Raw genomic sequence first — 13,548 nt, 5'->3', positions numbered from 1 at the left:
ATGGATGAAACCTACGTCAAAGTTAAAGGAGAATGGCTTTACTACTATCGAGCAGTCGATATCTCAATATGGCCTCCCGAGAAGTGGTCAGTTAGAGATAGTTGGAGAAACTGCCTACGAGTAATTTTATGTGCTCGTAAGATAATTACGTCTAGAGAATGGCAAAGCTACGTTATTATCATAATTTGCGACAGGACCCTACGAAGCAGATCTAACTGTTTTGGGAGATTTAACTGAACAATAGCGAATTAATGTTAAACAAAATCAATACCTTGTTATTTAAAAGGACTGATAGATTAAGCGACTGGTTGCTTTTTAGTTTGTTTTTAAAGGTTGTCTGAACTGCCGAAAGAATGCTCACACAATACAGGAGAAGAAATTGTCAAGTATTTATAGTTTCTTATGCTTAAATTTACCATTGAAATAAGTGTTTTATCAGTTTAAATAGGAGGTGTTATGTTAGGGAATTGGAGTGGACCGATAGAGGTATTTTCTGAAAAAAATTGTTCAGGGTTATTGACCAAAGAGTATTTGAAAGTGTTCGAAGAAGCTCCGTGGGATGACTATTTAGTAAGACAGCGTCAGTTGGAATTGATAGAACATAGTTTTTTAGAAAAATTGAGTTCTCAATTGACGTTTCAAAATAGGTCTGAGTTCTATCTTGGGATGCTCACCGTTGATGACCTTTTGCTTAATAATTTCAGTTTAGATGTTCGTGAGGAAATTAAAGGATCATTGTTTGAATATAACACCATCGAGAAAAAGATTTGTAAGTAATGCTATTGTCAATATAGTCGATTCGCAAATTGTAAATATACAGCGCGTAAAAACCAAGCCATTTGAGCAATTATTATCTGATATTAAAAAAGAAAACCAACAAGATTATAGAAAGGTACCTCGTAAATTCAAAGATCATCCCAATCAATACTTTAATGATGAACTCATAAAAATTATATATTCTGGCGTAAAAAATATTGCAAAGAAACAAGAAAGTCAGACAAGCGAATGTAACCGTTCATCATACTTCCGTTATATGTTCTGAAGGATACAATGCTACAAATGCACCTAAAGGTGTGCATCAAGACGGAGTGGATTATATCGTTTCTGCTTATGTCCTAGAGCGTAAAAACGTTAAAGGTGGTGAAAGTGTTATATATGGTGCAGACAAAGTCACGGAGTTACTTCGTACACCCCTCGAACCGGGTTTTGGTATTTTTCAACCAGATTTAAATACTGATTTATGGCATACGGTTGAGCAAATAAGCGTAATCCAAGGCGAAAATCATGGTTTGCGATCAACTATTGGTTTAGATTTTGAAATTATAGAGACAAATGTATGAATTGCAGAGCGTTGTAGTTACATGAAAGAGATTCCACGATATTAAAGCCCGAATTCAAGTCCGGAGTACGACACTTCCCCATTTATGGAGTGTGTCCTGAATTATGTATAATCCTAAATAGGTAATGAAATCATCGCCACTCCAACCGAGATTTTACTTTAAGATTTGTTTTGTATTGTTTTTGATGGCCGGATGTATAAAGGCTAATTACTGTCATTTATTTTTATACTCCTCGTAAACCTTTGCCTATAGTGCAGCAAAGGTTTGTTAATTTGGTGGGTTTGATAGTTAATTGTATTTAACTATGCTTAATAATGTATGTCGCCATTTGCAGAGATAAAATGGCGACATAAAATGACGTGACGACTAACGTTTACGTTGAATCTATTGAGTCTTGAGTAAATCTAAAAAGAACGCGTATTCCAGTGCATCTTCTTTTAGTCGTTTAAATCGCCCTGATGCACCGCCGTGACCCGCCTCCATGTCGGTTTTGAACACAAGTACATTATTGTCTGTTTTCATCTCACGCAACTTCGCTACCCACTTCATAGGTTCAAAGTACTGTACTTGTGAGTCATGCAGTCCCGTTGTCACCAACATATTCGGGTAGTTTTGAGCTTTCACGTTGTCGTATGGCGAGTAACTCAACATGTAATCGTAGTAGGTTTTATTGTTGGGATTGCCCCATTCATCGTATTCGTTAGTTGTAAGAGGAATCGACTCATCAAGCATAGTTGTTACTACGTCAACAAAGGGAACATGAGCTCCAACACCTCTATACAACTCAGGCGCTTGGTTGATGATAGCCCCCATCAAAAGACCACCAGCCGAACCTCCCACCGCAAACACTTTATCTTTAGCGCCATAACCTTCTTTAACTAGGCTTTTGGTTACATCGATGAAATCATTGAACGTGTTTTGTTTGGTTAGCTTTTTGCCATCTTCATACCAAGGGCGTCCCAACATCTCTGAGCCACGAATATGTGCGATAGCATAAACGAATCCGCGATCAAGTAGGCTAAGACGAGCTGAGCTAAAAGTTGGTTCGATAGTGTGCCCGTAAGATCCGTAGGCATATTGGTAGATAGGGTTAGTACCGTCTTTCTTGAATAGATCTTTGCGATAAACTAAAGAGACTGGTACTTGCTTACCATCGCGAGCCGTGATCATGATTCGCTCTGATTGGTAATTATCAGCACCGAAATCACCTAATACTGGTGTTTGCTTCATGATTTCGGGTTCACCTGTATTGAGGTCGAAATCATAGTAAGTGCCCGGAGTCGTTAAGCTGCTGTAATAGATTCGAACTTTTGAGTTATCTAACTCATAGTTACTTGTTAGGTAGGCAGCATAGGCGGTGTCGTTGAACTCAAGTGGAAACTCTCTGCCTGAAGAGAGTTGGCGAACCTTCACTGTAGACAATCCATTTGAACGCTGCTCGTAAACCAGATGATCATTAAAAAGCTCAAAATCGACAAGCTGAGTGTTATTGTCAGCTGGAATGACATCGACCCATTTTGAACGGTCATGTATGTCTTCGGATGTAGCTTTCATCAAACGGAAGTTGACCGCTTGGTAGTTGGTGTAGATGTAATACCAATCTTCTAGCTTGGCAATGCTGTACTCAATGCCCGTTTCTCTTGGGTAGAAGGCTTCTGCTTTTGCATTTGGGTTGTTGGCATCAATAATTGAAACACCACTGGTTTCTGTACTCGAGTGCCAAATGTATACCTCCTGGCCATCTTTACTCTTACTAATACTGGTGTAGTAAGCGCTGTCAGCTTCTTCGTAGATCAGCTCATCGCTTACTTGGGGTGTGCCCAATACGTGGCGGTAAACTTGATAGCCAAGTAGAGTTTGTGGGTCTTTTTTGATGTAGTAAAGGGCTTGGTTGTCGTTTTGCCATGCGATGGCGCTCGAAGCACCTTCAATTTCATCGTTTAGGTATTCACCTGTTGTCAGGTCTTTAATCTTAATGGTGTAAATACGGCGGCTCAGAGTATCTTCGCCATAGGCCAACATATTTTCGTTTGGACTGACAGATAGGCCACCAATGCTGAAGAATTCATGTTCTTTGGCGAGTTCGTTAACGTCTAAGATGACTTGTTTGTCTATTCCTAAAAAGTGTTTTTCGCGCAAATGAACTGGGTATTCGTTGTCACCTGTGACTTTATTTGAGTAGTAATAGCTACCTTTACGAACCGGTACAGAATTGTCGTCTTTCGCGATTCGGCCTTTGATCTCTTCAAATAACTGTTCTTGAGATGCTTCTGTGTGTTTCAGCACAGTCTCGGCATACTGGTTCTCTTGCTCGAGGTGCTGCAAGATCTCTGGATCTTGGCGTTCATCATCACGCATCCAATAGTAATCATCAATTCGTGTGTCACCATGAGTCATCATTGAATGTGGGACTTTCTTAGCAACGGGAGCTTGGGTTTGTTGAGCGACGAGTTGCGATGGAGAGTAGTGGTCCATGGTTGTTATTCCTTGATTGCTGCATCCGGCGACAAGCGCCATCGATACGGCTATTGTGGTTAAAGCGAAACGCATCTTTATATCCTTAGTGTGCACCTTACTCGTTTTATTGCCAGCATCCTTTAGTGGTTAGTTTCCTTCCAGTGATATTATTTATAATTGGATTCTGGATATGCACTTTCATCGTAAGTGTCTGTTATTATTTCCAAAAAATCAAAGTAATGTTTGATGAAATTAGTGCTAGACATAAGGCGAGGGTAAACGGGCAATAAAAAAGGGACACGCCTTTCAGCATGTCCCTCTATTTATTAGGCAGGAGTTGCGTTTTACTTTAGATAGCCAATGGCATTTCGTTTGAGTGGTCAGGCTTACGATTAACCCAACGTAAACCAAGCATGGCGATAAGCGACATGGTAATCATCAAGCAACCCAGTGGCAGTTGATCTTGAGCTGGGAAGAACGATGCCAACAGTGTAGCAACACCGGCACCTAAGTTCTGCATACCACCCAAGATCGCGCCACCTGTACCAGCATGGTACGGGAATGGCGAAAGTGCACCTGTTGTTGCTGCTGGGAATAAGATACCAGCGCCCAAGAAGTAAATGGTTGCGCCGCCAATCAATGTCAATGCGGTTGTTTGACCAAACAGACCTGGGATAAGCACGACAGCTGAGCCAACTAAGATCGATACTAGGCCAATATTCAGTGCGCGGCGTTCAGAGCGACGCTGCGCGATGTAACTCGAAAGGCCAGCACCGACTAGGTAACCTGGAATCGGTAACACAAACAGTAAGCTCACAGTAGTTGCAGGTAAGCCAAGTACACCGCCAAGCAATACACCTGCTGCTGCTTCAAATACAGCTATCCCTGCAAATGTTGCAACCAGTACCAATAAGAAACCTTGGAAGCGCTTGTCAGATAGAACAAACTTGTAGCTGGTGACTACCGATTCATTTTTGCGTCGCTCTTTTGGCAATGTTTCCATCATGCTCGTCATCATGGTGATCACAACAGCGATACCAAATAGTGCTAGAAACAAGTAGCTAGATCGCCAGCCGAAAGCTTCTGTTAGATAACCACCCAATACAGGTGCCATCAATGGGGAAAAAATCACACACATGCTGATCAAGCTGTTTGCACGATGTAATTCAGCGCCCTCAAAGCAGTCGCGAGTCAATGTACGAGACATCGCACCGCCACAACCAATGCCGAGTCCTTGAATAAAGCTACCAGCCAAGAACCATTCGTATTCATGGGCGAATAAGGCTACCAAGGTTCCTAGGATGTAGATCACTAAGCCCGCGACGGTGATTGGTTTACGACCGAGGCGATCTGAAAGCGGGCCGTAAACAAATTGCGACAAACCATAAGGGATCAGGTAACACGCCATCACAGCTTGAAGTGAAGATGCAGAAACCAAGAACTCACCTGCCATATGGCCAATAGAAGGCACGTACATCGTTTGAGTCATTTGACCTACGGCTGTCAGAATAGCGATTAAAAAGGTAAGTTTCGCTAATGGAAACGAGGCGGACATTTGCGTATCACTCCAAAAATTGAAAACGTAAAAAGCCTTAGCGCTCAATCAGGAGAAACCAATTGAGTTAAGGTATTAGTGAATCTAGGCGCGAGATGTTAGAGATTGATTGCCGATTTAGCAACCAAAAATTGTTCAGTTATCCAAGATAAAAATCTATAAGTTGAATTAGAAAAAGTAATCCGAATTGCTATATAGAATAAGTAAATATTGCAGGGGATAACCATTGAAATGTTATAAGTGACTAAACGATATTTTGATGAGTTGAGGCGTAGTGCTTTGGAAAGAGTGTTTACACAAAGCTTACTGACGTAAATGAGTTAGCGACTGCGTAGTAAGCCCGTGAAGCGAGTGGTGTTTTTAGTATCAATATTCCACTTTAATAGAGTAGCCAGTCTGTCGCGTACACGACAAGCGTTATTAAACAGGTCACAACAATTGTTATTACAAGTGCAGTCATTAACTTTTTCTTCAAACTTAGTGTATTAAATACTTCGCCCTCTTGTTCTCTTAACCTCTTGTCTTCATCAAAGTGCCACTTGATCGCTAGGTAGCCACCGATAGCCAATATAATCAGCTTAAAAGCCCCTGCAAAGTATGGAAAGAAATTGGCCCAGCTTGCGTTCATCATTAGTCTCCATCGTTATGAAAATGATAAAACCAATAATAACAGCTTATTTTTGTAGTGTAGTGGGACAAAAGAGGGAATTTTTCAATTATGGTAGGAGCGCTGCAAAGTGTTCTTATCGCCTTGAGGAAGGATGCAAGATATACGTTGTATTTTTAAAACAATTTAGATGAAGCTAAGTATCAGGAGTTAATCGCTTTCTCACACACAGAAGCGATAGACAAAAAATATGGTCTGTTAACATTTGTGTAAACTTTCGTTTTATATGTTAGTAATTTGTGATGTAATCATCCGATAAGCTATTCGTTTAACTTATCTACATTGTTACAGCCATTCGTTGTTGATGTGATAGTTATGGTTATGGAAGTCTTTTGGCTTAAATAAGGATTTTAAATGCGTTCTCTATCGGTACAGTGGAAAATAACTCTATTAGCGGGTTGTTGTTTAATCATTACGTCACTGTCTCTTATTGGTTTCTCGATCTACAACGCGACGAGCAATCAACAAGTCATCAAATCTCAAAGCTCAGAATCAGTGATCAATAAAACTCAGCAATTGTTGGCGTCTGTTTCTCAGCTTAATGCCCAAGAAACTCAACGCTATGTTGACGAAGCGATTTATCGCGCTGAGATGCTTGCGGCCAGTGCTCAGTTTCTAAAGAACAATGCAGATGAAAACTTTACACCGAGTGAAGAGCTTCGTACTGCATTAGATGAAATGGTGCGTCGTTCAGTTTTAAACTTCGATTCAATTCAAGGCGCTTACCTAGTATTCAAGCCTGACTTACTTGATAGTGAAGATGCGAACTATGTCGATGCTGATTATGTAGGTTCTAACGAGGAAGGACGTTTCGCTTCTTACTGGAAGGTAGCGGATAATGGTGAGAATGTTCTCTCGAACGTGCTTTCTGAATTAGCATTGAATGACAACAGCAATAGCGAACGTTTTTACTGCCCGCTATCTTCAGGGCAAACCTGTATCAGCACCCCTAGAGTGGTGAGCAGCGGCGGTACAGCATTATTGACGTCCTCTATTTCAGTTCCAATTTTAGTCGAAGATGTTGCGATTGGTTTTCTTGGTATCGATTTAAGACTTGATGGCTTAACCAGTGTGATTACTCAATCTGACCAGAGTTTGTTTAACGGTGCAGGTAAAGCATATGTGGTTAGCCTAGACGGCTCAGTTATCGCTTCTGACGATTCAAGCATTGCAGTCGGTTCAACTTTCCAAAGTGATAATACCAACAGTGACCTAATGACTGGCTTTATCTTCGGCGGTGAGGTAACAACGCAGTGGAGTGAGAACGGTGAGTGGTTACTTGCGTTTGCACCTGTTGTTGCTGCTAATCAAACTTGGGGTGTGCTGTTTGAGATCCCAATAGACAGTGTCGTCGCTGATGCAAATAAATTGGATTCGATCATTAGCACTAAGCTAAGTGAAGGTATCAAAACAGAAGTGATTGCCGGTACGGTATTTATTATCTTCGGTTTAGCCATTATCGCATTTGCTTCGTTGTCTATTGTGAAGCCGATTCGTCAGGTAGTGGAAAGGTTGAATGACATCGCTTCTGGTGAAGGTGATTTGACCCAGCGCTTAGAAGTGAAGTCTCAAGATGAAATCGGTCAGTTGTCGAAAGGCTTTAATCTGTTCTTAGATAAGTTGCAACACACAATCAAAGAAGTCATTCAAACCACAGAACAAGTGGCAAACACGACCAGCCAAGCGAAGGCATCTGCATCAAGTACTCGTGAAAGCAGCGAGTCTCAATTTAAAGAGGTGGATCTGGTAGCAACAGCGGCAGAAGAGATGACTCAAACTGCGGGCTTAGTGGTACAAAACGCAGAAGTTGCGGTAGACGCAGCTTGTGAGGCAAATCGCTCAGCTCAGCAAGGGCAACAAGTTATTGAGCTTTCCGCTGGTGAAATGAGGAAGCTGGTGGAACGCATGTCGAGCGCTGTGCCTATTGTTGAAGAGCTAGCAAAGAACAACGGCAATATCACTGAGATCTTAAGTGTTATCGAGGGGATCTCAGAACAGACGAACTTGTTAGCACTGAATGCGGCTATTGAGGCGGCTCGTGCTGGTGAGCAAGGTCGTGGTTTTGCGGTTGTTGCAGACGAGGTGAGAAACCTTGCAAGCCGCACACACTCATCCGTTGGTGAGATCAGAGCGGTGATCGATAAGGTTCATGCTGGTACACAAGATGTGGTGGAGGCGATCCAAGAGGGTAATATTCTTGCCAACGATACAGCGCAGCACGTTCAAAATGCAGTGGAGGATCTCGGCTCGATCTTTACTTCAATCGAAGCGATCAGTGACATGAATAACCAGATCGTAAGAGCAGCAGAAGAGCAACAATCGGTTTCCGGTGAAGTGAATCAAAGCGTGGTTAATATTCGCGACTTGAGTGCGAAGATCTTGGAACAAGCGGCAGCTTCTGAACAGGTGGGGAATGAAATCGATCAGCTGTCTAAGCAGCAACAGAAATTGGTTAATCAGTTTAAGGTCTAAACCTTAACCTATGCTTGGATAGAAAAAGGGACAAATGAATATGTCATTTGTCCCTTTTTAGTTATTTCTTTAAATTAGCTTCTGACACTGTTTACTCTTCGATGAACCAGTAGCCTTTGTTTACCAATTCAGTCACGACACTTACGCCCGAAGGTGATAGGGCTGTAGCCGAGGTAATCATGGTCTCATCACAAAGTGTGTTGAGTAACGAAGAGTCCGCTCCATCAACCTTTACCACTTCGCCATTGATGTAAGCCGTGTTGTTATCATTTTCGTGGTAGAGCGCTTTCAAGCCGGATAATCGGTGAATCTCACCTTCAGACTCTAAATGTTGAGCGATCTCTTCTTGAGTCCAAAGTGGCTCAGGCGCAACGATATCAAGCTGATGGCGTGATTGGCTCAGTAAGCAACCCATGAAGTCGCTAACCGTCTCTGGTTTTTCAAGGGCTGATTTGAGCATATTAGTTAGGTTACTCAAATCTGACGAACGAATCTTGCCGTAGCCATCCTGTGTTTTAAACTCAGGATCATGCAAGTGAACATCACCCATATCATGAGCAAGTACAAAGTCGGCAAAGTTACTGATCAGCTCTTGCTCTTTCGGAGAGCGGTAGCCAATGGAGTAGCTCATTGATGGCTCTAGCGTATTGCCTTCGTGTGGAAAGCCTGGCGGGATATAAAGGATATCACCGGGTTCTAGAGTTTCATCAATGATTGGCTCAAAGCCTTCGATTTGGCGTAGAGCAGAGGCTTGGACGGTCTCTTTATATTGACCGATATCTTTTGCGCCTACTTTCCATTGACGCTTACCTTGGCCTTGAATGATGAATACGTCGTATTGGTCAATATGCGGGCCAACACCACCTTCAGGTGCTGAGTAGCAAATCATCAGATCATCGAACAACCAGTTTGGTAATTGTTGGAACGCTTTCGTAAGCTCATTGGCACCTTGATGCCAATGGTTTGCTGCTTGAACGATCAATTGCCAGTGAGTTTCTGTTAATTCACCGAATTTTTCTTCGGCGAATGGGCCGTGCTCTGCTGTCCATTGGTTGTTGAGGTTAGAAACAAAGCGAGAATCCACTTCTTCTTCCATCGATAAACCAGCAAGTTCTTCCGGCGAAATTGGGTCGACGAAGTTTTGGAAGCCACCTTTTAAGATGGTTGGTTTCTTATGCCAGTAATTTTCAAGAAACTCGGGCATAGAAAAGCTAAGTTGGTACATGTGAATCCTGTATGTTTGATGGTAGTTGCTAGTTGCTAGTTGCTAGTTTGGCTTGTAAATCTTGCTGGACAATCTTGATTGCTTCTAACGCAACCTTTGGGTCGATCTCGTTGCTTTCGAGTAGGTAGATCAAGTCGACGGCTAACTTAATTTCTTCAGGTGCGTTGTCCAATGGTGATGATGTGTTATCAGTGCTCATTTCGCTTTGGGTTCTCTATATTAATCAGTCTTTCGATGTTCTTCATCGAGTCTTCACAGCGTTCCAAACGCTCTTTCGCTAACATCCAAGCATTTTCTGCTTGTGCTTTACTATGACGTGGTGTGGAATCTAGCGCTAACTTGCGTCGTTTAACTAAATCAACCAAACGTCTTTGCCAGTCTTGGTGCTGAGCCAAGTCATTATACAAATCGTTCAAGGTTTTCCCTGATTTGCTTTTTCTGTCTAAGCGTAAATCATGATTGGCGAGCTCGCGTTGCAAAGCCGCTATCTGGTTAGTTAATTTGTCGGTTAAGTAATTCGCGCGTGATGCCGAAAGTTGATTGGTGCTCTGTTCGCGAATAATGGTGTGATAAGTTGCTTGGGTTTCAAGTGCGTAAGGGAGTAGAGTCGAGGCGCCACATTTAAACAATGTTTTGTCGAAAAGCGCCTGATGATAGGACCCTCTAGATTTATCTACCTGTGAGCAGTGACCGAGTAAGGTATCAATGACACTTTTGATTTGTGAAAATTGACTCATTTTACTTCCTGTAATCCGATGGCTATAGGTTTACAAACCAAGCTTCGTAAGCCAGTTTTATCGCAAGTATACTGACAACCGTAACAAAGACTGGTCGTATAAACGTAGCACCAAATCGGATTGCGGAATGCGCTCCAACAAATGCCCCTGCCATTAAGCAAACACCCATGGTTAAACCCAACACCCAATCAATATGGCCAAGAATCGCGAAGGTCACCAAAGACGTGAAGTTACTGGTAAAGTTCATTGCTTTCGATAGGCCAGAAGCAAGCAAGATATTTAGGCGGTATAGAGCCATCGAGCTCACCGTCCAAAAAGCGCCAGTTCCTGGGCCTGCAACGCCATCATAAAAGCCAAGAACGAAGCCTTGGTACTTTTGTTTCGTCTTAAGCACAGGGCAAGGTTTCGGTGACACGTTGTGATTGGCGCTCGGTGTTTTATGAAAAATGGTGTAGACCGCTGCTGCAAGAATGATCAGTGGCAGGACTTTTTCTAGCCATTGAGTGCTGATAGCGTCGACGGTTAGTGTACCTATGGTTGCGCCGATCAAGGTTGCTATAAATGCATTTATCCAGCATTCTGGCTTAAATAGCTTTTTACGATAATAAGTAAAAGCCGCTGTTGAAGAAGCGAACGTGGCTGCAAGCTTATTTGTGCCAAGCGCGATGTGTGGCGGCAGACCAAGGGATAACAATGCAGGGACCGTTAACATCCCCCCACCACCGGCGACAGCATCAATAAAGCCCGCTGCAAATGCAACCAGCGCAAGTATAACCAACATGGTTGGTTCAATCATTTCCATAAATTGCTGTTGTTCTCGTTATTGGCCGTAAAAACTGCCACACGAATAGTTGATGGACTATTCGTGTTTGATTGTGAATGCAGGGGCCAAGCGATGACTGGCCCACAACCGCCCTAAGGCAGAAAAGTTAGTATTTTATTGTTCTTTTAAAAGGCGGTAGTGAATCGAGTAGGGACTTGCCATATCGCTTCGTGACTATGCGTCGATCAAGGATCGTGACTTTACCAGAATCTCTCTCTTTACGCAGCAGTCGACCCACAGATTGAATAAGCTTTTTACTCGCTTCTGGAACAGTAATCTGCATAAAGGGATTACCGCCGCGTGATTCAATATATTCCGAATGCGCTTGTTCTACTGGTGAGGTTGGAACACCAAAAGGAATCTTGGTAATTACAAGGTTTTCAAGAAGCTCACCCGGCAAATCCAGACCTTCAGAAAAGCTACCAGTTCCAAAAAGAACGCTGGTTTTTCCTTGGTCAATGAGCTTTTTATGTTTTTTTAGAATTTCAGCGCGTGAAGTATCACCTTGCACCTGCAACGCCCATGACTTTTTTACGAAATCTGTTGCCAATGCTTCAGCTACTTTATTCATTTGCCAGTAAGAAGAGAATAGAACGAGATTGGCTTTGTTGTCTTCTATTACCTTAGGCAGAATTTCAATAAGATATTCGGTAAATTGAGGTGCTTGTGGTTCGTATTTCATGGCTGGCACGATTAACTCCGCTTGGTTCTGATAATCAAACGGTGACGCCAGTGCAAGAAACTGCACACCATCTTCTTCTTTTTGACTGATACCGGCTTGATGGCAGAAAAAACTGAAGGAGTTGAGTGCTCTCATTGTTGCGGAAACAAGCACGGCACCAACGCAGCGGCTCCAAATTTGTTGGTCAAGTTGCCAGCCAACCTCAAGCGGAGAAACATTGACAACAAAATCACCTTCACTCTCTTTATTAAGCTCTAACCAACGCGCTAAAGGTGCACCTTTTTCACGCTTTGGTTCAGCCATCAAGCGCCAAACTTGCGCTAAGTTCTCGGTTCTCTGTATGTAGAAGCCGATTTCGGCGAGCGCAGGCTCTGCGAGTTTTGCAGAAAGCTCGCCATCTTTGACTCGTTCTGCTATGAGATCTGCAATTTTAGCGACAGCCTGACTCGCTTTCTGAGAAAGTTGTTTGAGGTCTTTAGATTCGTTCTCTAACCATTCGGGTAAGTCACCATGCTCAAAGCGGTAAAGCCCATCTTCAAAATGAGTAGCATCGAACTGCTTACTGAGCTGCGTTAGAGTTGGTATTAGTTGCTGTACTGAATCCTGCAATTCATTCCTGAATCGGCCCACTCGTTTTTCGTCCGCTAAGCCTGAAAGCTTGGTTATCGATTGGTTTAAACGCTCTAACCATGAAGCGGCACCTTTTAAACTCGCCGCTGCAGAAGAGTGATCTCTGGCTACGTGTGGTAAGTGGTGTGCTTCATCGAAGATATAGATGCAATTTTCCGGCTCTGGCAATATCACGCCGCCACCTAGATCGGCATCAGCCATCACTAAACTGTGGTTAGCAATGATAACGTCTGCTTTATCTAGCTCTGAACGTGCTTTTTGGAAAGGGCAATCTCTGTGAGTTGGCATGCTGTTGTTACAACTGTGCTTATCACTGACAATCATTTGCCAAATCATGTTATCGATAGGCTTTGGCCATGAATCTCGGTCACCATCCCATTTGCCTTGAGCAAGGCTGCGATACATGGTTTGCAGTTGCTCAATATCTTTCTGTTTTGGCTTGGATTCAAACATTGCCATCTGGCCGCCATCAACGCCGCAAGCGGCCGCTAATTTTTCCGCACAGCAGTAACGCTGTCGACCTTTCGCTAATATAAAAGAGAACTCCCTGTCAGTAAGTCTTCTATACAGAGGGAGGTCTTTGTTTACAAGCTGTTCTTGCAGTGCAACGGTTGCCGTTGAAATAACAATTTTACGGTTGTTAAGCACGGCGACGGGAATTGTTGCCATTAAATACGCCAAGGATTTGCCAATCCCGGTTCCCGCCTCAGCAACAATCATGCGATTACTCTTGTGATATTGACCACAAAGTGTCTTGGCAATCTCTGCGACAAGGTAGTTTTGTGCACGCCTAGGTACAAAGTTATCCAACTGTTCTTGGAGGTTTTGATAACTGGTGCGAATAGAATTTTGAATTTTAGTAGTTAGCATACTGTGACCTACGTAACGGAGCGAGGATAGTAGCACATATCACTAGCCGGTACATTTACCGCAAATATAGCTTGCTTTTAAATCAAAGGT

General features: G+C 42.9%; 13 protein-coding genes. 5 read left to right on the top strand and 8 right to left on the bottom strand.

The window, feature by feature from the left end; translation table 11 throughout:
- The 4 genes from ACTRWI_RS14705 (at position 1) to ACTRWI_RS14690 (ending at position 1,340) form a co-directional block, all read left to right on the top strand.
- Positions 1–237 carry a DDE-type integrase/transposase/recombinase gene (locus tag ACTRWI_RS14705; RefSeq protein WP_499132407.1) on the top strand — a complete coding sequence of 79 codons (237 nt, stop codon included), beginning with the start codon at positions 1–3 and terminating at the stop codon, positions 235–237.
- 219 nt (positions 238–456) lie between these two features.
- Positions 457–777: a hypothetical protein gene (locus ACTRWI_RS14700; protein WP_499132406.1), complete on the top strand. Its 321-nt coding sequence runs from the start codon at positions 457–459 to the stop codon at positions 775–777.
- Entirely contained in the window at positions 740–1,042 is a 303-nt protein-coding gene (locus ACTRWI_RS14695; RefSeq protein WP_499132409.1) for a hypothetical protein, read from the top strand. The genes ACTRWI_RS14700 and ACTRWI_RS14695 overlap by 38 nt, the downstream gene beginning before the upstream one ends.
- Positions 975–1,340 carry a 2OG-Fe dioxygenase family protein gene (locus ACTRWI_RS14690; protein ID WP_499132404.1) on the top strand — a complete coding sequence of 122 codons (366 nt, stop codon included), beginning with the start codon at positions 975–977 and terminating at the stop codon, positions 1,338–1,340. The genes ACTRWI_RS14695 and ACTRWI_RS14690 overlap by 68 nt, the downstream gene beginning before the upstream one ends.
- A 384-nt stretch (positions 1,341–1,724) precedes the next feature.
- Here the strand turns inward: ACTRWI_RS14690 and ACTRWI_RS14685 are convergent, their stop codons facing one another.
- From ACTRWI_RS14685 to ACTRWI_RS14675, 3 genes are all read right to left on the bottom strand, one after another.
- Complete coding sequence (locus ACTRWI_RS14685) at positions 1,725–3,890, bottom strand: S9 family peptidase (RefSeq protein ID WP_499132402.1); 2,166 nt, start codon at positions 3,888–3,890, stop codon at positions 1,725–1,727.
- 256 nt (positions 3,891–4,146) lie between these two features.
- Positions 4,147–5,352 carry a multidrug efflux MFS transporter EmrD gene (emrD, locus tag ACTRWI_RS14680; protein ID WP_499132401.1) on the bottom strand — a complete coding sequence of 402 codons (1,206 nt, stop codon included), beginning with the start codon at positions 5,350–5,352 and terminating at the stop codon, positions 4,147–4,149.
- Positions 5,353–5,731: 379 nt separating this feature from the next.
- Positions 5,732–5,983 carry a hypothetical protein gene (locus tag ACTRWI_RS14675; RefSeq protein ID WP_499132399.1) on the bottom strand — a complete coding sequence of 84 codons (252 nt, stop codon included), beginning with the start codon at positions 5,981–5,983 and terminating at the stop codon, positions 5,732–5,734.
- 390 nt (positions 5,984–6,373) lie between these two features.
- Here ACTRWI_RS14675 and ACTRWI_RS14670 point away from each other — a divergent pair, with 390 nt between their 5' ends.
- Positions 6,374–8,491, top strand: coding sequence for a methyl-accepting chemotaxis protein (locus ACTRWI_RS14670; protein WP_499132398.1), 2,118 nt, complete (start codon positions 6,374–6,376; stop codon positions 8,489–8,491).
- 91 nt (positions 8,492–8,582) lie between these two features.
- Here the strand turns inward: ACTRWI_RS14670 and ACTRWI_RS14665 are convergent, their stop codons facing one another.
- From ACTRWI_RS14665 to dinG, 5 genes are all read right to left on the bottom strand, one after another.
- On the bottom strand, positions 8,583–9,716 hold the full coding sequence (locus ACTRWI_RS14665) for a ribosomal protein uL16 3-hydroxylase (protein WP_499132396.1): 1,134 nt from the start codon (positions 9,714–9,716) through the stop codon (positions 8,583–8,585).
- 28 nt (positions 9,717–9,744) lie between these two features.
- The gene (gene rsmS / locus ACTRWI_RS14660) at positions 9,745–9,915 is read right to left on the bottom strand and encodes a pleiotropic regulatory protein RsmS (RefSeq protein WP_499132395.1); all 171 of its coding nucleotides are present in this window, start codon (positions 9,913–9,915) and stop codon (positions 9,745–9,747) included.
- Positions 9,905–10,453: a primosomal replication protein gene (locus ACTRWI_RS14655; RefSeq protein WP_499132393.1), complete on the bottom strand. Its 549-nt coding sequence runs from the start codon at positions 10,451–10,453 to the stop codon at positions 9,905–9,907. The genes rsmS and ACTRWI_RS14655 overlap by 11 nt, the downstream gene beginning before the upstream one ends.
- A 22-nt stretch (positions 10,454–10,475) precedes the next feature.
- Entirely contained in the window at positions 10,476–11,255 is a 780-nt protein-coding gene (locus ACTRWI_RS14650; RefSeq protein ID WP_499132391.1) for a sulfite exporter TauE/SafE family protein, read from the bottom strand.
- A 127-nt stretch (positions 11,256–11,382) separates the two neighbouring features.
- Positions 11,383–13,458 (bottom strand): ATP-dependent DNA helicase DinG, encoded by a 2,076-nt coding sequence (gene dinG, locus ACTRWI_RS14645; protein ID WP_499132390.1) that lies wholly within the window; start codon positions 13,456–13,458, stop codon positions 11,383–11,385.
- Between the last annotated feature and the right edge of the window lie 90 nt (positions 13,459–13,548).

Source organism: Pseudoalteromonas sp. G5_S1_14_S5 (assembly GCF_054968605.1).
The sequence above is the reverse complement of the archived record's forward strand: the minus strand, read 5'-3'. Positions and strand labels throughout refer to the sequence as shown.